The organism is Corynebacterium provencense (genome assembly GCA_900049755.1).
GTDB lineage: Bacteria > Actinomycetota > Actinomycetes > Mycobacteriales > Mycobacteriaceae > Corynebacterium > Corynebacterium neomassiliense.
On record LT160592.1, the window covers coordinates 1,200,858 to 1,227,162 of the forward strand.

Genomic DNA, 26,305 nt, shown 5'->3' on the forward strand with positions numbered 1-26,305 from the left:
GGTGATGAGGCGGCCGTCCTCGGGGTTGACGGCGAACTGGATGTTGCATCCGCCGGTGTCGACGCCGACGGCGCGGAGGATGGCCAGGCCCTGGTCCCGCATCTTCTGGTACTCGCGGTCGGTGAGCTGATCGGCGTTGTAGCGGTCGGCGGGGCCGCAGTCGCCTTCGACGGTCGTCTGCAGGTCTGTCAGCGTGACTGTCGCCGAATCACCGGACCCGTGCCAGGTGACGTTCCCGCTGAAGTGGATGCAGCCGGACGCCCCGGTGAACGACGACGCACCGAGGGTGAGCCGGGTCGTGGCCTGTTCGGGGGCGTCGAAGTTCTGGTCGCCGACGGAGGTGACCTGCCAGTCCACACCGGTCACCCGGTCCGGCCCGTCGTCGGCCCCGCAGGAGCTGAGCAGAACTGCGGCGGCCGGGAGGACCACCAGGCAGGAGCGGGTGATGCTCACCGGCGCTCCAGTTCACGGAGGAACCTGTGGGCCCAGGCGTGGACGTCATGCCTGCGGACCTCGTCCCACATGGCTGTCATGCGGGCGCGCCGGTCCTCCTCGGGGGATTCGATGGCCTTCATGATCGCCCCGGCCGTGGACTCCACGTCATAGGGGTTGCACAGGTAGGACTCTGTGAGCTGGGTCGCCGCCCCGGTGAACTCGGACAGCACCAGGGCCCCGGAGCCGTCGGAGTGGGCGGCGACGTACTCCTTCGCCACGAGATTCATCCCGTCCTTCAGGGCGGTGACGAGCATGACGTCCGCGGCGGCGTACAGGGCCACGACCTCGGAGAACGGAAGCCCGGCGTGGGTGTAGTGCACCACAGTGTGGCCCAGACTGCCGTGCCGGCCGTTGATACGGGACACGGCGAGCTCCACGTCGTTCCGGGTGCGCTGGTAGGAGTCGATCCGTTCACGCGACGGGGTGGCGACCTGGACCAGGCAGACATCGTCGGCGTCCAGCTGGCCCCGGTCGAGCAGCTGTTCCAGCGCCCTCAGACGCTGGAGGATGCCCTTGGTGTAGTCCAGCCGGTCAACGCCGGCGAGCAGGATACCGGGTGATCCGACACGCCGTCGCAGCGCCGTTGCCGCGGCAATGGTCTCCGGTGACGAGGCGGTACGTGACACTTCCGCGGAATCGATGGAGATCGGGAAGACGCCCACCTTCACGTGGCGCGTCCGACCGTCGGGGCCCTCGACGTGCACGGTCCCGGCCACGGCGTCCCGTCGCGGAAGACGGGCACCACGGATGTAGGAGACCCCCTCCTCGTCGGTGCCGGAAGCCCCGTCATCGGCCCCGCAGGCGTCACCGGCGCCGACCTTGGCGAAGGACACGTCCGCCCCGAGGGCGCGGAGGGTGTAGAGGAAGTTCCAGGCTGAATCAGGGGTGTGGAACCCGATGAGGTCGGAACCGAGGGTGCCGAGCAGGACATCCCACCGCCAGGGCAGCTGGCGGAAAAGCTCGGGAGCGGGGAAGGGGATGTGCAGGAAGAACCCGATACGCAGGTCAGGTCTCATCTCCCGCAGCATCCCGGGGACCAGGTGGAGCTGGTAGTCCTGCACCCACACGGTGGCCCCGGGCGCGGCAGCCTCGGCGGCGGCTTCCGCGAAACGCCGGTTCACCGTCCGGTAGGAGCGCCACCAGGAGCGGTGGAACTCCGGGTGGACGATGACATCGTGGTAGAGGGGCCAGAGGGTGTCGTTGGAGAACCCCTCGTAGTAGGAGGTGAACTCCTCGGTGGAGATGTTCACCGGCAGGAGGGTGATGGCACCCCCGGGCATGTCCTCGGCGACGATCTCCTGGTCGTGGGTGTCCGCGGTGGTGCCGGGCCAGCCGACCCAGCACCCGTGGTCGGCCTCCAGCACCGGGCGCAGTGCGGTCACGAGGCCCCCCGGGCTGGTGGTCCAGACGGTCTCTCCGTTGCGGTCGACGGTCCGGTCCACCGGCAGGCGGTTGGCGACGACGACCATGTCTCGCGGGGTGACGGGCATGCAGGTCAGCTCTCGTCGGAGGTGTTCGACGCGGCGGACTGGTCAGCCGACTTACCTGCCGCTTTCCCGGCGGACTTCTTTGCCGTGGTCTTCTTCGCCGCGGCCTTCTTGGTGGTCTTCTTCGTCGTCTTGCGCCGGGACTTCTTCTCCGGCTCCGGCGGGGCGAACTCGGCGGCGACCTTGCGGTGGATCAGGCCCTCCGGCTCCACGCCCAGCATGCACATCAGGGTTGCGGCGTCAAGGTTGTCGGTCGAATAGGTGGCGACGATACGCCGGGCTGCGGAAGCGGTCTCGCTTTCCACGGTGTGCAGGGATTCTGCGCTGGTGGTCTGACTGTCGGTGACCTTCGGCGGCACTGGTGCTCCCTCTTGAGATAGACATGCGGTTGCAATTGCACCATTCTACCTGCGGCGTCGACGCCTCGCACGATCCGCCCGGACTTTCCAGTGGCGTGGTGCCCGGTGTACCCGGGGACGCCGCAGGCCCAGATCCCGGTGTAGGATCCGGGGCCGTCGCAGACGGCGGGCGACCCACTCCCCAAAGGTCACCCCGGCAGCCAGGGCCGTCGCCGTGGCCAGTGCGATACCGAGACTGGACAGGCCGAGGACAAGCTGGTCGGACAGCAGTGAGTACATGCCCCGGTAGAGCGACAGACCGGGCAGCAGGGGGGTGATGGCAGAGATGGCGGTGATCTGCGGGGGGATGAGGTAGCGGCGCGACAGCAGGCCGCCGGCCAGTCCGATCAGCACAGCCACCGCACCTGCCGCGGACACGGAGTCCAGGCCCACCACCGGCATGGCCAGCTGGTGGACGGTGAATGCCACGAAAGTGGTGAAGGTGGCGACGACGAGGGCCCGTCTGTCGCAGAATTCGGCGACGCAGAAGAACGCCGCCGCACCGACGCCGCCCAGAATCCGCAGGGCCACGCCCCCGACACCGCCGAGGTCAGGCGTCGAGGTATCGATCGGGGGCAGGGTCATGCCGATTCTGCTCATCAGCTGGATACCCACGGCGACTCCGGCGATGATGCCGCCGGTCATGAGGACAGTCTCGAAGAAGCGTGCAGACGCGGTCACGGGGGCGCCGGTGACCCCGTCCTGGAGTGCCTGGACCAGGGTCAGACCGGCCAGCATCGCGACGATACATGCGGCTATCACCAGGGAGGGGGACAGACTGATGTGCAGCATCCGGGCGAAGTTGTAGGTCACCGCAGCGGGGACGGTCGCTATCACCCCGCCGATGACGTTCTGGAAGAACAACGGCAGGCGCCTGCCGCTGAGCCACATGTTCACCGCCATGATGATGGTGGTGGTCACCACCGAGATCACCGCGACGACCGGGCCTCCGCCGAGGAGCAGTGCGACGAACCCGGCGAAAACGCCCCAGGCCGGGGGCACCCACCGCAGCCGGTAGGGCAGGGGACTCCTCTCGATCTCCGTGACGATCGACGCCGCCTGCTCGACAGGTGTGGCACCGCCGACGATCGACCGGATCAGCCGGTCCACCTCGGTGAGGCGGGAAAAATCCGTGTTGAGAGCGTTCACGACCCGGAAAGTGATGACCGGAGGGTCGGCGTGGTCGGTGCTGCGGGTGTAGACCGTGATGGTGTTGAGGGTGATGTCGACATGGCAGCCGTACAGCCCGTAGGCGGAGGTGACGGCGAGGATCTGGGCCTTGGTGTCCGAATTGCCGGTACCCGAGCCCAGCAGGAGATCACCGATGCGCGCGGCGACGTCGGTGACCCTGTGGACGGCCAGGGGATCGGTCAGGTCCACAGGGGCCAGGGGTGACGGCGGGGGAGCCATCCGGATCGTGTCGATCGTCGATCTGTTTCCCCCTGCGAGCAGGTCGACTGCCGCGTTGCGCACGGAACGGGCCCGGGTGCGCATCCGGGTGACGATGCCGGTCATGTGGCCACCCTACGACACAGCCTCCGGGGGCTGACACACGGGAACGGTACCGGGCCTGCTAAAGTCTCCGACGGTGTTCTTTCACCCGCTGGAGTGGCGCAATCGGTAGCGCAACGGTCTTGTAAACCGTAGGTTGCGAGTTCAAGTCTCGTCTCCAGCTCAACTAGCAGGTCATTTACCAGAAGTGAGTGGCGGACTTGATGGGCATGTCCGGTGAGGAGTCCATTAAGTGTCCACCTTTTCCGAGAGGAGACCGGTGATGACCGATTCGAGGAAGCGACGTCGGAGGTCGAGGAAGCCGCCGGAGTTGCCGGACACCGACGAGGGACACCGCACTCGGGTTGAGAGAGCCTTGGAGCGGTGTCGGCTTGTGTTGTCCCTGGAGTTCGCCCAGTCCGAGGGGGCGGTCACTGCCGGGCTTCCAGAGTTCAAAGTTGAAATCGTGCCTGGCGCTGATGGCACTGCGCCGCATGTATCGATGGTCAACCGCACAGACACTCGCGTTACGAGGGCTGTTGTCATGGATACAGCGGGTACAGCCAGGGTTTTTCTCCTGAGTCAGGAAGAAGTGCACTATGAAAAGCTGGTGAAATCCCTGCATAGGTTCGCGAAGACAGAAATTGAATCGGCGGCTGTCACGCAGCTGGAGCATCTTTGGCGCAATTCTCGTTCTAATCGGTATCGAATAGATTTAATTGACCCAAAGGGTACCACTCAGTTTCCCAAGGGGGGAGCGTGGGACGGGGATATCGCAGATAGAGTGGTGTACTCCCAGTTTGCGCATACTGACGATGCGAGCAATATTTTGGATCACGTCGACGACGTCGAGCAGCTGCAGGCAGTGACAACCTTAGCTGGGGATCTCGTGGCGATTGTAGCTTTCCAGGAGGCGGTAATCCTCCAGATATTGCCAGAACTCGGGAGCGAACTGACTCAGTGGCAAGGTGATCCGAACGCCATCCAAAGGCGCTTTGCTTAGCCGGGGTGAGACCCGCACATGACGAAACCCCACCGAGGGTGACGGTCACAGCGGGGGCTCGGTGCCAGCAATACGCCGGCACAGTGTCGGTTCGAATCCGACAGGGGCACGGTGGTGTGCGTGGAAACGTGCTATGACCTCCCCGAACTGGTTGGCGGTCTCGTTTCCGCCCGTGATGTTGATTCGGTACTCCTCCCGATTCGCTCACGGTCTGCTTCCCGGTTTCGGTTGCCCGGTAGTTTTCGGGACTGACCGGGTAACCCCCCGACACGGTGACCGGGTCCGGGTCGAGTGCACAGCTAGTTGCTGCTCCCCGGGGCATTCTGAATCGCGGATACCGGTGCCCATGGTCGGTGTACTTCTCGACCTGGGTTTTCTGGTCTCGTGTTGTGGTTCGTAGACGGGTTGTGCGGGCGCGGTGCGTACCCGTGTGCGCCCCCGAACGGCTCTGCGAGATGATCATTCGATCGGATGTGTGCAGGTCAGAACATGTAGGATGAAGATCATTACGATGACGTGGGAAATTGACTCCTTATGACCGGGATGAATGACCTGATGCGTCGGGTTGCTGGTGAGGCTTCCCCTTCTGCCGTGTACAACCGGGCGAACGTGCAGGACATGGAGGACTACATCCTGCTGACTGAATTGGTGGATTCCCGCGCCGTCCTCCCCGTTGAGTTGAAACGTCGGTTCCTCGCGGTCATGCTCGCCGAGTACAGTGATGGCCCGCCGATCTCCGACGGCGTGGTTGACGGCGTTGAAGACTACGCCGCGATGGATCCCGTGGTGGATCTCGACAGCCTTCATGCGTCTGCCAAGTAACCTCGGACATAGCTGAACTCCACCTCATTGGTGGGGCTTTCTGCTGGTCAACGCACCGCGCAGGCTAGCGTGACCGGTTCATGTTTCCGCAGGGCAGAGGGTTATCCGGCTCTTCGGCTTTCAACGTGCGTTGATTGCTCCGCCAGCCCTCCTGAGTGGATCAGTGACAGCAGAATATTGTGGGTCAGGGTCGAAGAATCCCATGGCGATGCCGCGCCGATTCCCCAACCTCACGTTGATCGCCTCAACCGGCCCGTTGGACGCCCTGGTGTCGAAGTACGCGAGGATGTCAGCCCGCCGGCGTCACAATGTCCACCCCAACGTCGCCAGCGTCGTCAGCCCCTGCGCTACCCCGGTCCGGGTCTGCTTGACCAGCTTGACCATTCTCTTCTTGCCGGCTCGCCGGACTGGTTCGTCGTCGGCGGCGACGATCTCCCGATAGAAGTCCCACGTCACAGCCGCCGCCACATGCTCACCAGCAGTGAGGACCTCATCAAGACATTCGGCACGGGCCGGGGTGACCAGGCTGCGGCGGGTCGGCATCGTTCGCCGGATATGGGTGGCGGTGAGGTTTCCCGTAGTATTACCTCCCTGAAGTTCTTGAAATGCGTCGGGAGATTGTCTGACTACCACTGGACAGTAAAATGCCGGCTGCGATCAGTGGGATATATGTTGTCAGTATACCGTCTCTATTGTTGGCAACGTAGATGAATCCGACAATGAAGGCGACTGCGGATACTGCTAGAATTATTGTCATTACCGTGTTCGACAAGCTTCGCGTTGCGGCGGTCGTCGCAATAGCGATTGTTCCCACAAGTACGCCACAGATGCCAATCGCGAAAGCTTGCGGGGAGCTGCTTATAGAGGGAATTCCGATGATTAGCGATATAAAGCCAACTCCAATGAAGGATAGTTCTAGCATGGGAGATAGGTTCCTTATTTTCATAATTTCCTCCATTACTATGTGACACTTATCTATAGTCCGGTAAGATGAGTTCCGGCAACTGCCTGAAAATATCTACTAGCTGTGTTGATGATCGACTCATGAAAAGTATACCAGGAATTCGTATGCGTTATCTTTCAAACTCTGGTCATATCTGCCCATGGGGTATTGTTGCATCCGCTGTAGCCTCTGTCCTGTGCATCCGCTGTATCCATACAAATCTCGTGATGGGCCCATTCCCTGCTGAAATCGGCACTGTCTCACGGCGCGGGGAACTGATAACTGGTAAGGGCTCTTGGTGCAGTAAGTCGAGGATGTTGGCAACCGTCATCGTCGACTTTGAGAATGAGTGCACAGTCGGCATGACTGAGCTTCCTGTCAAGCTGTACAGGGGGAAGGCGATGTAAGACTTGCGCATCCGGGCGTGGAAGGATGCGGAAAAGGGGCCGGGTAGTCCGTCTGTCGCGCTAGGTGTAGGTCCCCCTGCCTTCATGTCTGTGACCTTTTCAGTTGCTCGGGTGAATGTAGGCGGTGACAGTGGGGTCTGCGGGGTCGACCCAGGGTCCACCAGGGGTGGGGCCGTTCGTGGTGATGTGCTGAAGAGCAGTGGTGGGGCCAGGGGTTAGTCGAGCAGAGACCGTCGAGCCGGCGATGCATGAACCAGCTGTTGACGCGCCCCGGCATCTTCACTGTCGGGAGATTCTCACGGGAAGACGAACGACGGGTCCGTGAAACGGACACGGCCGCCTGTCGGCAGTGGACTTCGCGAGTGGTTGTGCCCCCGGTGCAGCTACTTGTCCGCGTCAGGCAAAGACACTGCGGGAAGACCCTGCGGGACGATGCCGCGGCAACATGCCTCTGGCGTGCACCTCAGGCAGGCCCGACAGTCAGGGACAGGTGGGGGACGGTCGGGGGTGTACCGGGTGTCACTGACTGTGAGAGCCCGTCGGAGGGGAACATGTGCGCTTCCCGCGGTGTCACACCTACGGACCTCGCGCACCGACTCTCGGCGGAGCGTGTTCCACGTCCGGACAGTATGAAAGTACCGTGCGGAAACTGGTTTCCCTCAGAGGAGTATGATGGGCCGAAAGCTGAAAGTTGTCTCTGCGATTCTCACTGTGGCAGTGCTGTCGTCCTGTTCTGACCAGGGTCAGCTGTCTCCGGAACTGTACGCGGTACTGTCTGCCGCAGCGACTGCTGAACCGACTGCTGAACCGACTGCTCAACCAACTGCTGAACCGACTGTTGAGCCGGGTGGCGACCTCCCCACCACCGTCAGCTCCTCCTCCCCGGTCGACGATGACAGAGTTCCCACGTTCGCGGAGCACTTCTCCTCGGACAGGTACCAGGCTGACCTCCTCGGCAGAGCTGTGACCCAGGGCATGCAGGGTGAAGTCCGTGACTACACCGCCTTCCCCCTCACCACTCCCGGAGAGTCCCTCAACGTCATCAAGGCGGACACCGGGAAGCACTCCCTGTGCACTCTCGGTGCCCTCGCCGAGCGCAACGGGCAGCGGGTGCTGGTCACCGCCGGACACTGCGGTGTGGAAGGCTCCGTCTACCGGGACGACACCTCCCTTGGAGACCGGCGTATCGGTACGACGGTCGTCTCCGAGTACCGTGGAGACCCCGTCGGACCCACGTACACCGACGTCAGTGACTTCTCGATTATCAGCACCGCGGACAAGGGCGTCGGCTACGACCCCCGCATCGCCGGAAAGTACTCCGTCACCGGAGTCGCGGACTCCGACACCATCGAACCCGGCACTGAAATCTGCAAGTTCGGAAGCCGTACCGGGGAGACCTGCGGCGAGGTTCTCGCCCTGACGGACACGTACATCAGGGCCGGAACGTACAGCGTCGGCGGTGACTCCGGTTCCCCTGCGTACGTCAAGACCGGTCCGGACACCGCACTGCTGGTCGGGTTCCTCTCCAGCTCCCCGGGTGACTCCGACTATGTCACCGACTTCGCACTCGCGGACGCCATCTTCCTCAGGTACGGTCTGACGGTTCCCTGACCGGACCGCTCGGTGGTGCGGCGCACCCCGGGGACGCCACCGACCGCCCTTCCGCGTTGTAGCCTCTGCTCATGGTGCAGACGGTGCTGGACAGGTTGAGAAGTGAGCTTCCCGCAGGGCAGGCACGCCAGGTTTTCGACGATGTGGTGTCCGGGCGTCCTACCGTGTGGTCTCCGGACCGGTCGGGCGCGGTCGCGGGGGAGACTGTCCCTCCGGATCTGGTGGACGCCGCGGAGGACCGTTTCCGCTGGTTCGCCCCGTTGTTCGAGGAGCTTTTCCCGGAGACCGCGGGCACCGGTGGGATTCTCGAGTCTCCGTTGGTGAAGGTCGGGGCGCTTGCGGAGGCGTTGGACGGTCAGTTCGGTGGGGCGGGGTGGAGGGTGCCCGGGAACCTGTGGGTCAAGAGAGATGATGTCCTGGCGGTGAGCGGGTCGGTGAAGTCCCGGGGTGGGGTCCACGAGGTGCTGGAAACGGCGCTGGGGGCCGCCCGTGAACTGGGCGTGGACCTGGGGCGCGGTCCGGTCGTGTTCCTCGACCCCGAGGTTCGTGAGGTGATGTCGACCAGGCGGATTGTCGTCGGTTCGACCGGCAACCTGGGTATGTCGATCGGGTTGACGGGCGCGGCCCTGGGTTTCAGCGTCACCGTGCACATGTCGAGGGACGCCAGGCAGTGGAAGAAGGAGCGGCTGCGCGGTTCCGGGGTGGAGGTGGTCGAACACGGCACTGACTTCACCGGGGCGGTCCGGGCCGGACGTGCGGCCGCGGCAGCTGACCCGGACGCCCGTTTCATCGACGACGAAAGTTCACTCAGCCTCTTCGCCGGCTACGCGGTGGCGGGTCGCCGACTGGCGGGCCAGCTCGCCGCCCTGTCCGTCACCGTGGACGGGGCACACCCGCTGTACGTGTACCTGCCCTGCGGTGTGGGCGGTGCCCCGGGCGGAATCACCTGTGCACTGTCAAGCGTGTTCGGGGATGCGGTCCGCCCCGTCTTCGTTGAGCCGGTGGCTGCCCCGGCTTTCCTGCTGGGAAGGTTGACCGGCCGTGACGACGGGATCAGTGTCGCGGAGGTGGGGCTCAGCGGCCGGACCCTGGCCGACGGTCTGGCAGTGGGGCGTCCCTCCGGTCTCGTCGGGAAAGCTGTCGGGCATCTCGTGGACGCCTGTGTCACCGTCACGGACGACGATCTGCTGCGCACTCTCGCGCTGGCCCATGATGTCGCCGGGCTGAAGCTCGAGCCGTCCGCGTGCGCGGGACTCAGGGCCGCGGGAGCGGTCGGGCAGGGTCAGGTGCAGACGCAGGGTACCCACGTCGCCTGGTTGACCGGCGGTTCGCTCGTGCCGGAGGACGAGTTCGCCGCCCTGCTCGGGGAGGGGCGCCGGCTGCTTGCCGGCAATCCGCCGACAGGCGGCTGACACCCGTCAGTCGACGGGCCCGACCGGGGTCCCCTGCGTTGCGGGGGTGGTGCCGCGGGAGCGCACGGCGTCCTCCGGGTTGTCTGATTCGGCGACCTCTGTTCCGGCGAGCCGGCCGTTCCACACCTCCAGCACGGCCGGGTCGGTCGGCCTGGTCGCCAGGCTGACGACGATGTAGGTGACCAGGGCGGAGGCGAGTCCGAAGTAGATCGGTTCATTGGCGAGCACGTCGGTGAGCGCCATCGTCACAAGGGTGACCACGGTGCCGACTGCCATGGAGGCCAGTGCGCCGGCTCCGGTCGCACGCTTCCAGAAGAACCCGCCGAGGATGGCGACCAGCAGTCCTCCGACGAGAATGTCATAGGCGACTGTCAGGGCGGCGACCACGTCATCCATGAGCATGGCGATCACCGTGGCGATGACGCCGAGGCACAGGACCCACACCCGGTTCTTCCTGACGTCGCTCTCCGGGTCCACGACGGGCGCGGGGGTGGAGGAACGGTCGGTGAGGCGGCGCAGCAGGGGGACGATGTCGGTACGGCAGACGGTGGAGCAGGCGATGAGCGCGCCGGACGCCGTGGACATCATCGCCGCGACCGCCGCGGCGAGAACCAGGCCGGAGAGTCCGACCGGAAGGACCGTCTCCGCCATCGCGGCATAGACGTCGTCGTTGATCTCCATGCTGGGGAGGATCACCGCGCCGGCGGTGCCGATGAGCGCTCCGGCGACACCGTAGAGGAGGCAGTACACGCCGGCGGCGGTGCCGCCCCACTTGGCGGTGCCCGGGGTGCGTGCGGTGAAGACCCGCTGCCAGATGTCCTGCCCGATGAGCATGCCGAAGGTGTAGACGACGAAGTAGGTGATGATCGTCGCCCCGCCGATGCTCATGATGTCGAAGTGCGCCTCACCGGCGTCCCCGAGCTTCTCGACGATGCCGTCGTGTCCCCCGGCCCTGTGCCATGCGGCGGGCAGCAGCAGGAAGAACACGCCGACGGTCTTGATGATGAACTGGACCATGTCGGTGAGGGTGATCGACCACATCCCGCCGATGGTGGAGTAGATGATGACCGTGGCCGCGCCGATGATGATGGACACCCAGCGGGGGGTGTCGAACAGGACGTTGAAGACGGTGGCGTAGGCGATGGTCGAGGTGACGGTGAGCATCAGGGTGTACAACGCCATGACGATCCCGGAGGCGCCGGTGGCGTTGACGCCGTAGCGCAGCTGGAGCACCTGGGCGACGGTGAACACGCGGAGTTTCTGGATGGGTCCGGCGAAGACGAGGCTGAGGACGATCACGCCGGTGGCGATGGCGATGACGAGCCACATGCCGGAGATCCCGTACCGGTAGCCCAGTCCGACCCCTCCGACGGTGGATGCGCCGCCGAGGACGACGGCGGCGAGGGTGCCGGTGTAGAAGACGGGTCCGAGGCGTCTGCCGGCGACGAGGTAGTCACTGGAGTTACGGGTCCTGCGTTTGCCCCAGAAGCCGAAGGCCAGCATACAGAGCAGGTAGGCGATGATGATGAGGATGTCGAGGGTCATGGTGGTGCACCTAACGGGTGTGGTCCGGGTGGTCAGGAAAGGTGGGTGGGGGCGAACATCTGCAGGGTCGCTCCGAGAACGACGACAGACGGTCCGGGGGTGGCGAGGGCTTCTGCGAGAGTGTCGCGGAGGTGTTCCGGGTCGGTGTGGCGGGCGGGGATTCCGAAGGCTCCGGCGAGGGCGACGAAGTCGGGTCGGGCGAGTTCGGTGGCGGTTGTCCTGTCGAAGGCGTCTGTCATGTACTCGCGGAGGATGCCGTATCCGCCGTCGTCGACGATGAGCCAGGTGACGTCGGCGTCGTGCTGTCTGGCGGCCGCGAGTTCGGCGATGCCGTACATCGCCCCGCCGTCACCGGAGACGGCGAGGGTGTGACGGCCGGAGCCGACGGCGGCCGCGAGGGCGGCCGGGAAGGCGAACCCCAGTCCGCCGGAGCCCTGGGCGGAGTGGAATCCACCTTCGCGGGGGTCCCAGGCCGACCACGCCCAGTAGGCGGCGATGGTCATGTCCCAGAAGGTGTCCGTGTCGGCGGGGGTGGCGGCGCGGATGTCGGCGAGGACACCCTGCTCCGGTGCGAGGTCCTGGTCGGCGAGCCGTTGCCCGACCCGTTGCCTCAGTTCCGCGGCGACGGTGCTGCCGTCCCGGCGTGGTGTGTCGGCGGGCGTCTCGGCGGGGGGGTCGGGGCCGTCCTCTTTTCCCCACTTAGCGTGGTTATAAGAGCGGGCCCCGTCCCGGGACGGGGCGCCCCCCCTCTATGGGTATCCTCCCCCCTGGGTGGGCGGGGGCCCCGGCGGGGACACCTCTGCCCCGTCTGCCTGTCGGCGAGTGCGTCGGCGAGGGCGTTGAGCGCTTCGCCGGCGTCGGCGGGGATCCCGAGCGACGGGTGGTTGGAGGACAGGACCCGGGGTTCGGCGTCGATCTGGATGAGGGTACCGCGCGGGCTGAGGGTGAAGTAGTTGCTGGTCACCTCGCCGAGTGAGGTTCCGACGGCGAGGAGGACGTCGGCATCCTCGAGCAGGTCTGTGGTGTACCGGTCCTCGATCCAGGATGCCGCACTGAGCGGGTGGTCGAAGGGGAACGCGCCTTTGCCTCCGACAGTAGAGACGACGGGGGCGTCGAGAGCTTCGGCGACGTGGCGCAGGCCCCCGCTCCCGGTGGGGGACCGGCGGACTCCTCCGCCGGCGAGGATGACAGGGCGTCGGGAGGACGCCAGCAGCCGCGCAGCTTCGGCGGTGAGCTCGGACCGTGCGGGCCGGGGTGTCGGCCGGGGCCGGATGTCGGTCACCGGGGGAATGTCGGCGGGGCCGAGGAGGACGTCCTCCGGGATCTCGACCCACACCGGTCCGGCGGGCGCGGTGGTCGCCACGGACCAGGCGTCGGTGAGGAGGGTGGGGATGTGGGAGGCGTCGCGGGCGACGGCGGTGTACCGGGTGACGTTCTGCGCGCTCTTCTGCTGGTCGTCGAGCTGGTGGAGGAGCCCGTTGCGGGTGCCTCCGAGACCGCGCCGGGGCACCTGGCTGGAGATGACGAGGACGGGTACGCCGGTGACGTAGGCCTCCTGCAGTGCTCCGAGTGTGGTCAGTGCCCCCGGTCCGGTGGAGACGAGGAGGACGCCCACCCTGCCGGTGGCCCGGGCGTAACCGTCGGCGTTGAAGGCGGAGTTGTTCTCCACCCGGGAGCTGATGAACCGGATGTCGCTGCGTCCCAGGGCGTCGAAGAGTCCGAGGGCGTGCTGTCCGGGTATGCCGAAGACGTCGGTGACGCCGAGACGTGTGAGTGTCTCGACGACGACGTCGCCGCCGGTGCGGGTGTGTTCGTTCATGGTGTGTCCTGGGTGTGTTCGTTCATGGTGCGTTCGTTCATGGTGCGTCCTGGGTGGGCGTCGGGGTTGGGCGTCGGGGACGGGCTGTGGTTCTGTGTGCGTTCCAGGGCGTCCGCGACGGCGCGCGCCGGGGTGGTGACGTAGCTCCGGGCGGTGGCGGAGCTGTAGAACGCGGTGTGCGGGGTGACGGTGACGTCGTCCCGGTGGAGCAGGGGACTGTCCGGGGCCGGTGGTTCGTCCTCGAGGACGTCGAGGAAGGCCCCGGCGGTGTGGCCGCTGTCGAGGGAACGGATCAGCGCCTGCGCGTCGACGAGTTCCCCGCGGGAGACGTTGACGATGTGGGATCCGGCCGGCATGAGGGCCAGCGTGCGGGCGTTGACGGTGTGCCTGGTCTGTTCTGTCAGGGGCACGTGCAGGGTGAGGACGTCGGCACAGCGGAACAGGTCGTCGGGGTCGGTGACCCGGTCGATCCCCTCCGGCCAGGCGTCTGCGGGCAGGTAGGGGTCGTAGGCGGCGACGTGACCGAACAGGGGTCGGGCGTACCGGGCGTAGAGTCCGGCGATTCTGCCCATCCCGTATATCCCGACGGTGAGTCCGCTGATCCGGGGCGGGACGGGGATCCGGGTGAAATCCCATTCCGGTGCGGCTGCCCGGGCCTGCGGCAGTCGTCGCAGGAGGCTGAGGGTGCCGGCGAGCGCGTGGGTGGCGACATCTTCGGCGGACAGCGGGGGAAGCGTGTGGACCTCCACACCGCGTACGGCGGCGGCTCGGGTGTCGATCTGGTCGGCTCCCATGGTGGTCGTGGCGATGACCCGGAGGTGGGGGAGTGCGTCGAGGACGGTGGCGTCGATCCTGGCGAAGCTGACGATGAGCGCTTCGGTGTCCGCGGGTGCTCCGGCCGTGGCGTGGTCTGTGCCGGTGCCGGTGCCGGTGCCGGTGCCGGGCAGGGTCACCGAGTGACCTGCGGCGGTGAGCAGGTCGACGGCGGGCGTGACGTCAAGTCCTCCGGTGTCGGTGACGTGGACGTGTGCCATGGTCTCAGGCCTGCTCTGCGGCGCGTTCTTCGCTGCGCCGCAGCGCCAGCAGGGTGACGAGGTCGTAGGCGACGTGTGAGGCGGCGATACCGGTGATGTCGGCGTGGTCGTAGGCGGGGGAGACTTCGACGACGTCGGCGGCGACGATGTTGAGTCCCCGCAGACCGCGGAGGATCTCGAGGAGTTCCCGGCTGGTGATGCCGCCGGCTTCCGGGGTGCCGGTGCCGGGGGCGTGGGAGGGGTCGAGCACGTCGATGTCGACGGAGATGTAGACGGGGCGGGTTCCGATGCGGTCCCGGAGCTTGGCGATGATCTCGTCGACGCCCTGGCGGAAGACATCCGAGCTGGTGACGATGCCGAAGCCGAAGCGACGGTCGTCCTCGAGGTCACGCTTGCCGTAGAGGGGGCCGCGGGTGCCGACGTGGCAGAGTGCCTCGGTGTCGAGGATGCCCTCCTCGAAGGCCCGGCGGAAGGGGGTGCCGTGGGTGTACTCGGCGCCGAAGTAGGTGTCCCAGGTGTCGAGGTGGGCGTCGAAGTGCAGAAGTGCGACAGGTCCGTGGCGGCGGGCGGCGGCGCGCAGCAGGGGCAGTGCGATGGTGTGGTCACCGCCGAGGGTGATCAGCCGGGTTCCGTCCGAGGTGAGTCCGAAGGCTGCGTCTTCGACGGCGTCGACGGCTTCACGGATGTCGAACGGGTTGACGGGGATGTCTCCGGCGTCGGCGACCTGGACGAGTTCGAAGGGGGAGGCGTCCATGGCGGGGTTGTAGGGGCGCAGCAGGCGGGAGGATTCACGGATGTGGGTCGGCCCGAACCGGGTTCCGGGGCGGAAGGAGACGCCGGTGTCGAAGGGGACGCCGGCGAGCACGATGTCTGCGTGGTCTACCTGGTCCAGGCGTGGCAGTCGGGCGAAACCGTCGCGGCCGCTGTAGCGGGGGACTCTGGAACTGTCGACGGGACCGATGGGAGTGGACAAGGGAACAACCTCCGAAGTTGCCTAACGGGAAACAGATGATGTCTGACAGTAAGCCTGACAGGGGCGAAATTAGTAGAGGTGCATCACACTGTCAAGAGGGAATGTCGTGCGTCACATCATGTGGAAACGACGAATAGACCGGGGGTTTCCCGGCCTCGTGAACTGAAAATAGGCAGGGTTGTTTACCCCGGTGTTCCGGAAATGTGTCCGGGAGGTTAGAGATCGGGAGGTCAGAGCTTGCGTCAGAGCTTCCACAGTGCCGGGACGAGGACCCATATGACCTCGGCGCCCCCGGGGCTGGCGACCGACCAGCTGTGCGGTTCGGTCCCCTTGAATGTGGCGGTGTCGCCGGGGCCGAGGCGCCAGCTGTCCCCCGAGAAGATGGCGTCCACCTCTCCGCTGAGCACGTGCATCAGCTCCACGTCCGCAGACAGGGAGTAGAGCTCGTCGCCGGAGCGTCCCTCCGGGCCGATGGTGGAGCGGATCACCTGCACCCGGGACTCGTGCCGCGGAGAGATCAGCCGCTCCTCGGCCTCGATGCCCCCGAGCTCGAGGTGCGGGCCTTCGCCGGCCCTGACGACCTGGACCTCCAGCGGTTCGAACAGGGAACCGATCTGGATCGAGAGCACGTCACACAGTTCCACGAGGGTGTTGAGACTCGGGGAGACCTGGTCGCGCTCGATCCTGGAGATGAACCCCTTGGTCAGGCCGCTGACCTTGGCGACGTCGTCGATGGTGAGGTAGCGGGCCTTCCGGATGGCGCGGAGCCGGGCACCGATCTCGATACGGCGGTTCTCCGGTTCCAGTGGCAGTGAGCGCATGGGACCATGGTCTCACATCTGCAGCGCAGGACGGTGGAGGTCACTCCCGGGGCCGTCTGCGGTCGAGATCTCCGTGTTCGACGAGTTTTTCGGGGTCTTCGACGTACTCCGCCTCCACCGACTGCATGATGAACGGCTTGCCGTGGTGCTCCTCCACACCCTCGTGCACGGAGTTCTCCAGGACCACCCGAGCCAGGTCGTAGTGGATGACCATGGGGTCGCGGGAGAGGTCCCGCCACAGGCTGACGCACAGCAGGAGCAGCACGAACAGGAAGGGGACGGAGGAGACGATGGTGATGTTCTTCAGTCCGGTGAGGGCGGCGGAGGGGTCGTCTCCTCCGGCGAGCAGCATGGCCGCCGCGACCGCTCCGGTGGCCACACCCCAGAAGATGACCGTCCTGCGGGAGGGGTCCACCGCACCGTTCTCGGACAGTCCGCCCATCACTATGGAGGCGGAGTCGGCGCCGGTGACGAAGAAGATGGCGATGAGGAGCACGGTGATCACCGTGACGACTGTGAGGACGGCCCCGGGCAGGCCGAGCTGCCCGAGCATGTCGAACAGGACGGTGTCGAAGTTGATGTCCCCGCCTTCGGCCTCCTTCGACAGCATCGCCGAGACGTCACCGGCCCGTTCCGCCCGTTCCTGCAGTCCGATCGCCCCGCCGCCGAAGACGGCGAACCAGATGAGGGAGACGACGGAGGGGACGATGAGGATGCCGGCGACGAACTGGCGGATGGTCCGTCCGCGGGAGATCCTGGCGATGAAGATGCCCACGAAGGGGGTCCAGGAGATGAACCAGGCCCAGTAGAACACCGTCCACCCTGACATCCACTCCTTGAGTTCGGGCTGGTCGTCTGAGGGGGTGCGGGACGCCATGTGCGGCAGCTGGTCGATGAAGTTGCCGACCGTCTGCGGGATGATGTTGAGGATGAACAAGGTCGGCCCGCCGATGAAGACGAGGACCGCCAGCAGCAGTGCCAGCACCATGTTGATGTTCGACAGCCACTGGATGCCCCGGGAGATTCCGGAGGCGGCGGAGGCGACGAAGCATGCGGTGAGGATCGCGATGATGAGGATGAGCAGGGAGTTGCCGACGGAGTCGGCGATGCCCGCGGAGACGATTCCGCCTCCGATCTGCAGTGCGCCCAGGCCCAGGGAACAGGCGGACCCGAAGAGGGTGGCGAGGATGGCGAGGATGTTGATCGCCCGTCCTCCGGGGCCGTTGACGACGCCGCGGCCGAACAGCGACTCGAACATCGAGGAGAACAGCTGGGTGCGGCCGAGCCGGAAGGTCCCGTAGGCGATTCCCAGGCCGACGAGCGCGTACATCGCCCAGGGGAACAGTGACCAGTGGAACAGGGCGGTCCCCATGGCTGTGACCCCGGCCTCGGGGGTCTGGGCGGCGACGGTGTCCGGGGGAGGGGACATGTAGAAGAAGAGGGGTTCCCCGACTCCGTAGAACACCAGTCCGATGCCCATGCCGGTGGCGAACATCATCGAGATCCACGACAGGGTCCGGTACTCGGGGGGTTCGCCGTTGCGGCCCAGCGGTATCCGTCCCCGTCGTGACAGTGCGACGACGAGGATGAACAGGGTGATGACTGCGGCTGCGATGACGAAGAGCCAGCCGAGTTTCGACACTGTCCAGTCGAGCATGGAGGAGGCGACGGAGCCGAGGCTGTCGGGGGAGGTGAACCCCCAGATGACGAAGGCTACGGCGAGTACGGCGGCGAAGCCGAAGACCCAGGGGTCCAGTCGGGGTGGAAGTCGGAAAGGGCGTCGTCGTCTGGACCGGCGCAGTTCATCGAGCAGTTCGGCGGTTTCCTGGTGGGACATGGCGGTCTTCTCTCCGTGGGTGTCTCATCGTAAAGCGCAACGGGTTGCACTCTACGCAACTCCGGTAAGGTTTTTCACGTTATGGGACACTCAGCCGGGTCGCACCCCGGGGATGGCCACCCAGGGTAAAAGCCACGTAAAACCTCAGGTGACGACGGTGCTACCTCGCCAACCGCAGGAGCAGGGCGACACCTGCCAGCAGCACCAGCGCGATGCCCAGAATCCCCGCCCTGTCACTGCCGGAAACCCCGGTGAACAGGGCGAAGGCTGCCGGAGCCAGCCAACTCACCGCCCGCCCCGTGGTGGCGTAGAGACCGAACATCTCCCCCTCCCGCCCGGGCGGGCACATCCGCGACAGACACGACCGGGACGCCGACTGTGCCGGTCCGACGAACAGGCAGAGGACGAGCCCGAACACCCAGAACATGGCGGGACCGTCGACGAGGAAGAGCACCAGGGCGTCCGCCACCATCAGCACCAGCGACACCGCGATGACCGGCACCGGTCCCACCCGGTCGTCGACCCGGCCGGCCACCAGTGCGCCCACTGCAGCGACGACATTGGCACCCACACCGAAGAGGAGCACATCAGAGTCGGACAACCCGTAGACGGACACCGCGAGGATCGCACCGAAGGTGAACACGCCGGCCAGACCGTCACGGAAGACCGCTGAGGCGACGAGGAACCACACCGCCCGGCGGTCGGTGCGCCACAGCATCCCGAGGTCACGGAAGAGTGCACGGTAGGAGTCCCGCCACCCGACACCCGCCGCACCACCCACGGTGGCGGGCACCTCGGGGATACGACGGAACAACGGGAGGGACGCCACGAGGAACCACACCGCCGCGAACAGTGCGACAGCGCGCACATTCCACCCGTCCTCGACCGGGAGGCCCAGGAGCCCGCGCGTGTCACCCTCGCCGGCGATGAAACCGACGTAGCACAGGAGCAGGAGGATGATCCCGCCGAAGTAGCCCATCGCCCACCCGAAACCGCTGACCCTGCCGACGGTCCCGGGAACCGAGACCTGGTTGAGCATCGCGAAGTAGCCGACCTCGGCGAACTGGAAGGTCACCGAGGCGACCGCCATGACGGTCACCCCGAACCAGAAGTAGCCGGGCGCGTCGTCACCGACGACGACGAGGACCGCCATGAGGGCCACCGTGACGAGGGTCCAGGTCCGCACCGCCCGTCGTCGCCGGCCCCGGGCGTCAGAACGGCGTCCCACCACCGGTGCGGTCAGAGCGATGACGGCCCCGCCCAGCGCCATGGCCACGCCGTACCAGGTCGAGGCACCGACCGTGCCGGAGACCGAGTCCCCCACCGAATCCGTGAGATACACCGAGAAGATGAAGGTCACCAGGACGGCGTTGAAGGCCGCCGAACCGAAGTCCCAGAAAGCCCATGCGGTGACGGTCCGACGGTCGGTGCGGTGGACGGACGACACTACAGCGTCTGCGGCGGGGGCGGGTGCGCTCATGGTCACGAGAATACGGCGTCCGCCGTGGACATCCCCGCCTCTTCCCCGTGTTCCGTCGGTACCCTGTCCCCCCACCGGCTAGAGTTGAGCCGTGCAATCACGGTGGAGGCTGGAACCCGGGACCCTGTACGACGACCTGGCGGACAGGGTCGCCGCCGGCGTCATGTCCCGCTATTCGACCTCCTTCACCCTCGCCACAAGGCTCCTCGGCCGGCCGGTGCGGCGTGACATCCGCAACCTCTACGCGGTGGTCCGTGTCGCCGACGAGATCGTCGACGGTGCCGCGACCACGGCAGGCGAATCCCCGCAGCGCGTCCGGGAACTGCTCGACGCGTACGCGCAGGCGGTGACATCCGCCCCCGGACGCAGTTTCCACACCGACCCGGTGCTCCACGCCTGGGCGGGGACGGCGCGGCGCTGCCGGCTGGACCCCGCCGACATGGAGGCCTTCTTCACCTCCATGCGAAGTGACCTCGACCCGGTCGTGCACGACAGGCGGTCCCTGGCGTCCTACATCCACGGGTCCGCGGAGGTCATCGGCCTGATGTGCCTGGACATCTTCATCACGCACGGTTCGGTCACGGCTGACCGGGACTGGCTGCGTGAGGGGGCGTCATCGATGGGGTCGGCGTTCCAGAAGATCAACTTCCTGCGTGACATCGGCGCGGACACCTCCGTCCTGCACCGCAGCTACCTGCCCGAACCGTTCACCGGGGACGCCAGGGACCGGCTTCTCGACGAATGCGCCGACGAACTCGACGTCGGATGCACCCGGATCCCCGCCCTGCCCGTCGGCGCGAGGGCGGGCGTCGCCGCGGCCGCGGCACTGTACGCCGCGGCACTGTACCGGGAACTCCTCGACCGCCTGCGTGCCACGCCCGTCGACGATCTCACCGGCCCCCGCGCGGTCCGGGTGAGCGTCCCGGCGCCGGTGAAGGCGCTGGTCACGGCAAAGGCTGCGGGAAGGGCGGTGCTGTCGTGACGGCCCGGGGCAGCGGAGACCCTGTCCGTGTTGTCGTGGTCGGCGGAGGAGTCGCAGGGCTGGCCACCGCGGGACTCCTGTCCCGCCACGGGTACTCCGTGACCCTCCTGGAAAGGAACGACGACCTCGGAGGCCGGGCAGGGTCGCTGACGACACCCTGGGACGGCGGGACCGCGTTCCGGTGGGACACCGGCCCGAGCTGGTACCTGATGCCCGAGGCGTTCGACCGCTTCTACTCCCTCATGGGGACGGACACCGCCCACGAACTCGACCTGGTGGACCTGTCCCCGGGCTACCGGGTGCTGTCGGAGGGACTTCCCCCCGTCGACGTGCCGGTGGGGGAGGACCCTGTCGCCGACCTCTTCGAGTCCCTGGAACCGGGCGCGGGCCACGAGGTCCGCCGCTACCTCAGGGAGGCGGGGGACACCTACCGTACCGCCGTCGACCGTTTCCTCTACACCAGCTACACCTCCCCGGCACCGTTCCTCGCACCCGAGGTGCTGAAACGTTCAGGACGCCTCGCCCGGCTGCTCACCGGGTCCCTGGAGAACCTGGTGGACCGAAGGTTCAACGACCGGCGGCTGCGCCAGATCCTGTCGTACCCGGCGGTGTTCCTCTCGTCCAGGCCCTCGGCGCTGCCCGCCATGTACCAGCTGATGAGCTACACCGACCTGGTCCAGGGGGTGAAGTACCCGGTGGGCGGTTTCGCCGCCGTCGTCGACTCCCTCCACCGCCTGGCCGTCGGCAACGGTGCACAGGTTCGGACCGGGGCGGAGGTGACGTCCGTCAGGACCGACCGGCCCCGGGCCAACCCCCTTCGCCGGGTGCCGGGTCTCGGCCGGATCTGGCCGGCCCGGGCCCGGGCGACGGGCGTGGAACTGGCGGACGGCACCGTGGTGCCCGCCGATGTCGTCGTCAGTGCGGCCGACCTGCACCACACCGAGACCACCCTGGTCCCGGAGGGACTGCGCACCTACCCGGAGAGACACTGGAGGAAGGTGGACGCCGGGGTGGGTGCCGTGGTCGTGATGCTGGGCGTCCGCGGGGCACTGCCGGAACTCGCGCACCACACACTCATCTTCAGCAGGGACTGGGGACCCGACTTCGCCGCCGTGTTCGACGGCGGCGGCACCCCGGCCGGGCAGGGGGTCTCGCAGTCCGTGTACGTGTCCAGGCCGTCTGCCACGGATCCGGCCGTGGCCCCCGACGGGTACGAGAATCTCTTCATCCTGGTCCCCGCAGCCGCGGATCCCTCGCTGGGCCACGGCGACCACGCCGGGGAGGGGTCCGTGGAATCGGCAGGGGTGGCGCGGATCGCGGACCGGGTCACCGAACTGGTGGCCGACCGTGCGGGAATCCCGGACCTGGCGTCCCGGGTGGTGGTCCGCCACACCCTGGGGCCGGCGGACTTCGCCGACAGGTACAACTCCTGGCACGGCTGGGCACTCGGACTGGCGCACACCCTGCGGCAGTCGGCGTTCCTGCGGGGGACGAACCGGTCACGGGCGGTGTCGAACCTGTTCTACGCCGGGTCGACGACCACCCCCGGCGTCGGCGTGCCGATGTGTCTCATCAGCGCCGAAAACGTCCTCGAGAGGCTCGAGACAGGGCGGGGGACACCCGGCCGGGCCCCGTTGCCGGACAGTTCCGGTTCTAGTAGATGAAGACTTCGTCGCCGGGTTCCAGGGCGTCGAAGAAGGCCACCGCATCCGGCCCGGACAGGTGGATGCAGCCGGCCGACTCGACGTCGGGGTCACCCTCGTGGAAGGCGTGCCCGGAGTTGGTGAAGTACACGGAGTACGGCATGGGGGCGTTGTTGAACTCCCGGCTGACCTCGTCGCGGACCTTGTAGGTGACGTGGAAGGTCCCGCGCGGGGTTTCGGTGTCCGCCCCGGGTGCGCCGGAGGAGATGTAGACGGGACCGTAGACGGTGTTCCCGCCGTCCTGCAGCCAGGCCCGCCTGCCGTCGAGGTCGACGCAGGCGTCCGCGGTCACAGGGCACGGGGTCGAGGAGGTGTCGTTCCAGGCGTCCCTGCGGGACTGCTCCGCCGTGGCGGCGTCGGCGCACCTGTCTCGTATGGACAGCTGGAAGTGGATAAGGGACAGGCCTCACGCTGGGCGAGGGCCCCGGGGGCGACGGCGTCGGTCAGGTCGGTGACGCCCTGACCGTAGACGTCACGCACCTCCTGCGGGATCTCGGGGACTGTGTCGAGGGCGTCGAGGGTGTCGAGCGCCGCGAGGGCACTGTCGTGGGCGTTGAGCGCGCCGTCGGTGATCCCGGCACGGAGATCGTCGACGGGGTCAGCGGCCGCGGGCCCGGCACCGAGCCCGGCGAGGGCGGCGGCCGAGGCGCCGGCGAGCGCGATGCTCCGGCGGGTCCGGGTGGTCACAGTCTGCGCAGTGGTCGCGCGGTGGCGTCCGCGGTAGGTGTAGTTGTTCGTCACGGCGACAATTCTACCTGCCGGCCCCGCCGTCCACGGGATTTCCCGACCTACCGGGGAACACGTGGCAGTTCCACAGGTAAAATACAGCGGCATTGCACCTGATTTCCGGACTGCCTCCCCAGACTAGGACCCATGACCGTGCCCCTGACCCACCAGAACCACCAGAATGTCTCCGCCCACGGCACCCGGGTGCTCGTCGTCGACGATGAAGCCAACATCGCCGACCTGATCAAGGCCCGCCTCGAGTTCCAGGACTTCGAGGTCCGCACCGCCAACGACGGTGCCACGGCACTGGGGATAGCCCGTGAGTTCCACCCCGACGCCTACATCCTCGACGTCATGATGCCCGGCATGGACGGGTTCACCCTCCTCAACAGGCTGAGAGAAGCCGGTGACGACGCCCCGGTCCTGTTCCTCACCGCGAAGGACGCCGTCGACGACCGGATCCACGGCCTCACCCTCGGCGCGGACGACTACGTCACCAAGCCTTTCGCCCTCGAGGAGGTCATCACCCGGCTGCGGGTCATCCTGCGCCGCGTACAGCCGGAGGAGAAGGAGGACGAGTCCCTCATCACCTACGCCGACCTGACACTCTCCGACGACATGCACGAGGTGACGAAGGCGGGGAAGGTCGTGGACCTGTCGCCGACGGAGTTCAAGCTCCTGCGCTACCTCATGATCAACGCCGAAGTGGTGGTCTCCAAGGCCAAGATCCTCGACGCGGTGTGGGAGTACGATTTCGGCGGTGACGGCAACGTCGTGGAGTCCTACGTCTCCTACCTGCGACGCAAGATCGACACCCGGGACCCGCGACTGATCCACACCGTCCGTGGTGTGGGCTACGTCCTGCGTCTTCCGCGGAACTGACCCGGCAGACGACAGGACTACCGACGGGAGCTTGACTTTTGGCGAGTACCAGAGCCGGCGGCAGATCCGGTATCCGTTCCGGCATGCGGGAAGGCACCCGGCGGCGGTACCCCGGGGTCTTCCTGTCCCATTTTCCGCTGAGGGTGTCGCTCGTCATCGTGATGACGACCCTCGCCGCCCTCGGTCTCGCCGTCTCCGGTGCCGTCGTGACCGGGATGATGCAGCAGTTCCTCGTCAACCGGGTCGATGAGCAGCTCACCACCGCGACACGCGAGTGGGCCAACCGTCCCACCGACTCCTCCCTCGGCGACTCCGCCACGGGCAGTGACACCCAGCCCGGGCCCTCGCGCCCGCCCAGCCAGTTCTACGTCAGCATCATCGACAGGGGCACCACGGTCTACGTCAACATCCCGGCGTCCTGGACCTCAGCCCCGGACGTGTCCAGTCTCACGGAGGAGACCCCGCCGGTCACGGTCCCCGCCAGGGAAGGCTCCTCGTCGACGACACCGTGGCGCGCCGCCGCGGTGATCAACGAATCCGGGTCCGTGACAGTCGTGGCACTGCCGATGGAGGGCGAGTTCCACATCATGAGCCAGCTGATCGTGGTGCTGGTGACCATCGGGCTGGTGGTACTGGTGCTTCTCGTCGTGGCGAGCCTCTACCTGATACGACGGGCCCTGCAGCCGCTGTACCTGGTGGAACGGACAGCGGGACGGATCGCCAAGGGGCAGCTCGACGAACGTGTCCCCGAATGGTCCCCCAACACCGAGGTCGGCCGGCTGTCGGGGGCACTGAACCGGATGCTCGCCCAGATCCAGGGCGCGTTCATCGCGATGAACAACTCCGAACGCCAGGCGCGTGAGGCCGAGGCGTCGATGCGCAGATTCATCGGGGACGCCTCCCACGAGCTGCGGACCCCGCTGACCAGTGTCCGCGGCTACGCAGACCTCTACAAGTCCGGTGCCACGAAAGACGCCGACATGGTCATCGACCGGATCTCCTCGGAGGCGGGGAGGATGAGCCTGCTGGTCGAGGACCTTCTCACCCTGGTGCGGATGGACGAGGGCCGTCCCATGCGCCGCGACCCGGTCGACCTGCTGGACCTGGGCGTCGCCGCGGTCGAGAATGCGCGCGCCGGTTTCCCGGGCCGGGAGATCACCCTCGTCAACGGGACCGGGTCGATTCCGTTGACCATCGGTGACTCTGACCGTCTGCACCAGGTCATCGGCAACCTGCTGACCAACGCCCTCAGACACGGCGGTGAGGACGCCCGGGTCACACTCACACTCACCAGGTCCCCCGCCGGGACTGAACCGGCGACCGTCGGATTCGACGTGACCGACGACGGGGCGGGCATTCCCGCCGCCGACGTCCCCCACCTCTTCGAACGGTTCTACCGGGCCGACGTGTCACGCTCGAGAGCCTCAGGAGGTTCGGGACTCGGCCTCTCCATCGTGAAGAGCCTGGTGGAGGCTCACGGCGGGACCATCACGGTGGAAAGTGAACTCGGTGAGGGAACCACCTTCCGGGTCCGGCTGCCCGCCGCCGCGGAAATGCTCGACGACAGGGACATTGAAGACCTCGAGGACCTCAGTGACTCCGGGGACCTCGGTGACGCCGGGGACCTCGGGGACACAGGCGGCCGCAGCTAGACCCCGGCACCCTGTCACCCCAGCACCCCGGCGACCAGTTCACCGACCTCCCGGCTGTAGGGCAGGTTCTCGTGGGCGGTCCCCGTGACGGTGAGGACACGTACCGGACCGCGGTGGGCGGGCACCCCGCTGACCGGGTCGTCGGACAGGAAGGCCCGGGCCCGGTCGACCGGGACGATCCGGTCGGCCGTCGACAGGACCTGCACCACCGGCACTGTGGAGCGACGGGTGTAGTCCAGCACAGCGGCGAGCGCGGGCGACCCCACAAGGTTGTCCGACCAGGCGGGAACCGGAAGAGGTAGCCGGGCAGGCAGGAACCGTGGGCGACACACTCCACGGAAATTGCCGGCGATACCGACCACCCTGCCGACCTTCCCACGGAGTTCAGGGGTGCCGGACGCCGCGAGTGCGATGAGTCCGCCCTGGGAATGACCCACCAGGTCGACCCTGCCGGCGTCCGCGACGATCCCGGTGAGCAGGGCGCGGACGCGGGTGAAACTGGTGCGGAGACCGGTGGTGCCGTGGTGGCCGTAGGACACCGAGAGCACGGGGTGACCCGCTGCACGGAGAGCAGGGACCACTCCGGTGAAGTTGCTGCGGGACCCGGCAGCCCCGTGGACCAGCACCACCGGGCGGGTGGAGGGGTCGTCACTGCGCGGGTAGGGGCGCCGGTGAGGCGACTCCTCCCAGGCGTCGTCGGGGAGACGGTCGAGGAGCCGGCCGATCCAGGGAACACGTTCAGGGTCAGTCACGGCACCTACTGTGCCACGCGCGCCCCGACA

Annotated in this window: 25 protein-coding genes, 1 tRNA gene and 1 pseudogene; 10 read left to right on the top strand and 17 right to left on the bottom strand. The window is 66.9% G+C overall.

The features are described from left to right. The 4 genes and pseudogenes from BN3906_RS15555 to thrE form a co-directional block, all read right to left on the bottom strand. A pseudogene (locus BN3906_RS15555) lies at positions 1-126 on the bottom strand (ATP-binding protein); the annotation flags it as partial. A gap of 323 nt (positions 127-449) precedes the next feature. Further along, complete coding sequence (locus BN3906_RS05555) at positions 450-1,985, bottom strand: alpha,alpha-trehalose-phosphate synthase (UDP-forming) (RefSeq protein ID WP_066585171.1); 1,536 nt, start codon at positions 1,983-1,985, stop codon at positions 450-452. 5 nt (positions 1,986-1,990) lie between these two features. Then, the gene (locus tag BN3906_RS05560) at positions 1,991-2,341 is read right to left on the bottom strand and encodes a hypothetical protein (protein WP_066585174.1); all 351 of its coding nucleotides are present in this window, start codon (positions 2,339-2,341) and stop codon (positions 1,991-1,993) included. Positions 2,342-2,386: 45 nt separating this feature from the next. Then, positions 2,387-3,895: a threonine/serine exporter ThrE gene (gene thrE, locus BN3906_RS05565; RefSeq protein ID WP_066585177.1), complete on the bottom strand. Its 1,509-nt coding sequence runs from the start codon at positions 3,893-3,895 to the stop codon at positions 2,387-2,389. A gap of 87 nt (positions 3,896-3,982) precedes the next feature. Here thrE and BN3906_RS05570 point away from each other — a divergent pair. From BN3906_RS05570 to BN3906_RS05580, 3 genes are all read left to right on the top strand, one after another. Next, positions 3,983-4,055, top strand: a tRNA-Thr gene (locus BN3906_RS05570). 99 nt (positions 4,056-4,154) lie between these two features. After that, complete coding sequence (locus BN3906_RS05575; protein ID WP_147592798.1) at positions 4,155-4,874, top strand: hypothetical protein; 720 nt, start codon at positions 4,155-4,157, stop codon at positions 4,872-4,874. A 534-nt stretch (positions 4,875-5,408) separates the two neighbouring features. Further along, complete coding sequence (locus BN3906_RS05580; RefSeq protein WP_066585185.1) at positions 5,409-5,696, top strand: hypothetical protein; 288 nt, start codon at positions 5,409-5,411, stop codon at positions 5,694-5,696. A gap of 120 nt (positions 5,697-5,816) precedes the next feature. Here the strand turns inward: BN3906_RS05580 and BN3906_RS14440 are convergent, their stop codons facing one another. Both BN3906_RS14440 and BN3906_RS05585 read right to left on the bottom strand, forming a co-directional pair. Beyond that, complete coding sequence (locus BN3906_RS14440) at positions 5,817-5,984, bottom strand: transposase (protein WP_147592844.1); 168 nt, start codon at positions 5,982-5,984, stop codon at positions 5,817-5,819. Between the two features lie 15 nt (positions 5,985-5,999). Further along, positions 6,000-6,239, bottom strand: coding sequence for a hypothetical protein (locus BN3906_RS05585; protein ID WP_066585188.1), 240 nt, complete (start codon positions 6,237-6,239; stop codon positions 6,000-6,002). Positions 6,240-6,457: 218 nt separating this feature from the next. On the opposite strand from BN3906_RS05585, the gene BN3906_RS14445 reads away from it, so the two are divergent. The 3 genes from BN3906_RS14445 (at position 6,458) to dsdA (ending at position 10,069) form a co-directional block, all read left to right on the top strand. After that, complete coding sequence (locus tag BN3906_RS14445; RefSeq protein ID WP_147592800.1) at positions 6,458-6,664, top strand: hypothetical protein; 207 nt, start codon at positions 6,458-6,460, stop codon at positions 6,662-6,664. A gap of 1,051 nt (positions 6,665-7,715) precedes the next feature. Further along, positions 7,716-8,657, top strand: coding sequence for a S1 family peptidase (locus tag BN3906_RS05590; protein WP_147592802.1), 942 nt, complete (start codon positions 7,716-7,718; stop codon positions 8,655-8,657). Between the two features lie 71 nt (positions 8,658-8,728). Beyond that, on the top strand, positions 8,729-10,069 hold the full coding sequence (dsdA, locus tag BN3906_RS05595) for a D-serine ammonia-lyase (protein WP_147592804.1): 1,341 nt from the start codon (positions 8,729-8,731) through the stop codon (positions 10,067-10,069). A 6-nt stretch (positions 10,070-10,075) separates the two neighbouring features. On the opposite strand, the gene BN3906_RS05600 is transcribed toward dsdA, so the two are convergent. From BN3906_RS05600 to BN3906_RS05635, 8 genes are all read right to left on the bottom strand, one after another. After that, the gene (locus tag BN3906_RS05600; protein WP_066585194.1) at positions 10,076-11,614 is read right to left on the bottom strand and encodes a sodium:solute symporter family protein; all 1,539 of its coding nucleotides are present in this window, start codon (positions 11,612-11,614) and stop codon (positions 10,076-10,078) included. A gap of 32 nt (positions 11,615-11,646) precedes the next feature. Further along, entirely contained in the window at positions 11,647-12,117 is a 471-nt protein-coding gene (locus BN3906_RS05605; RefSeq protein ID WP_261796855.1) for a thiamine pyrophosphate-dependent enzyme, read from the bottom strand. Between the two features lie 107 nt (positions 12,118-12,224). Next, a complete protein-coding gene (locus tag BN3906_RS05610; RefSeq protein WP_078057151.1) occupies positions 12,225-13,433 on the bottom strand; it encodes a thiamine pyrophosphate-binding protein in 1,209 nt (402 codons plus the stop codon). Next, complete coding sequence (locus tag BN3906_RS05615) at positions 13,430-14,467, bottom strand: C-terminal binding protein (protein ID WP_066585196.1); 1,038 nt, start codon at positions 14,465-14,467, stop codon at positions 13,430-13,432. The genes BN3906_RS05610 and BN3906_RS05615 overlap by 4 nt, the downstream gene beginning before the upstream one ends. A 4-nt stretch (positions 14,468-14,471) precedes the next feature. Continuing rightward, positions 14,472-15,440, bottom strand: a complete 969-nt coding sequence (gene speB / locus BN3906_RS05620; protein WP_066585198.1) for an agmatinase — start codon at positions 15,438-15,440, stop codon at positions 14,472-14,474. Between the two features lie 242 nt (positions 15,441-15,682). Continuing rightward, positions 15,683-16,261 (bottom strand): helix-turn-helix domain-containing protein, encoded by a 579-nt coding sequence (locus BN3906_RS05625; RefSeq protein WP_066585201.1) that lies wholly within the window; start codon positions 16,259-16,261, stop codon positions 15,683-15,685. A 40-nt stretch (positions 16,262-16,301) separates the two neighbouring features. Further along, positions 16,302-18,098: a BCCT family transporter gene (locus BN3906_RS05630; protein WP_066585203.1), complete on the bottom strand. Its 1,797-nt coding sequence runs from the start codon at positions 18,096-18,098 to the stop codon at positions 16,302-16,304. A 160-nt stretch (positions 18,099-18,258) separates the two neighbouring features. Next, the gene (locus BN3906_RS05635; RefSeq protein WP_078057229.1) at positions 18,259-19,578 is read right to left on the bottom strand and encodes an MFS transporter; all 1,320 of its coding nucleotides are present in this window, start codon (positions 19,576-19,578) and stop codon (positions 18,259-18,261) included. A gap of 91 nt (positions 19,579-19,669) precedes the next feature. On the opposite strand from BN3906_RS05635, the gene BN3906_RS05640 reads away from it, so the two are divergent. Both BN3906_RS05640 and crtI read left to right on the top strand, forming a co-directional pair. After that, complete coding sequence (locus BN3906_RS05640; protein WP_261796857.1) at positions 19,670-20,560, top strand: phytoene/squalene synthase family protein; 891 nt, start codon at positions 19,670-19,672, stop codon at positions 20,558-20,560. After that, positions 20,557-22,224 carry a phytoene desaturase family protein gene (gene crtI / locus BN3906_RS05645; protein ID WP_066585209.1) on the top strand — a complete coding sequence of 556 codons (1,668 nt, stop codon included), beginning with the start codon at positions 20,557-20,559 and terminating at the stop codon, positions 22,222-22,224. Before BN3906_RS05640 ends, crtI begins: the two co-directional genes overlap by 4 nt. On the opposite strand, the gene BN3906_RS14450 is transcribed toward crtI, so the two are convergent. After that, a complete protein-coding gene (locus BN3906_RS14450) occupies positions 22,214-22,555 on the bottom strand; it encodes a L,D-transpeptidase (protein ID WP_315969030.1) in 342 nt (113 codons plus the stop codon). The two genes, crtI and BN3906_RS14450, sit on opposite strands and share 11 nt — an antisense overlap. After that, on the bottom strand, positions 22,552-23,004 hold the full coding sequence (locus BN3906_RS14455) for a hypothetical protein (protein WP_147592808.1): 453 nt from the start codon (positions 23,002-23,004) through the stop codon (positions 22,552-22,554). The genes BN3906_RS14450 and BN3906_RS14455 overlap by 4 nt, the downstream gene beginning before the upstream one ends. 132 nt (positions 23,005-23,136) lie before the next feature. On the opposite strand from BN3906_RS14455, the gene BN3906_RS05655 reads away from it, so the two are divergent. Continuing rightward, complete coding sequence (locus BN3906_RS05655; RefSeq protein ID WP_066585211.1) at positions 23,137-23,871, top strand: response regulator transcription factor; 735 nt, start codon at positions 23,137-23,139, stop codon at positions 23,869-23,871. An 83-nt stretch (positions 23,872-23,954) separates the two neighbouring features. Continuing rightward, on the top strand, positions 23,955-25,523 hold the full coding sequence (locus tag BN3906_RS05660; RefSeq protein ID WP_078057152.1) for a sensor histidine kinase: 1,569 nt from the start codon (positions 23,955-23,957) through the stop codon (positions 25,521-25,523). A 14-nt stretch (positions 25,524-25,537) separates the two neighbouring features. On the opposite strand, the gene BN3906_RS05665 is transcribed toward BN3906_RS05660, so the two are convergent. Next, positions 25,538-26,275 (bottom strand): alpha/beta hydrolase family protein, encoded by a 738-nt coding sequence (locus tag BN3906_RS05665; protein WP_261796858.1) that lies wholly within the window; start codon positions 26,273-26,275, stop codon positions 25,538-25,540. Between the last annotated feature and the right edge of the window lie 30 nt (positions 26,276-26,305).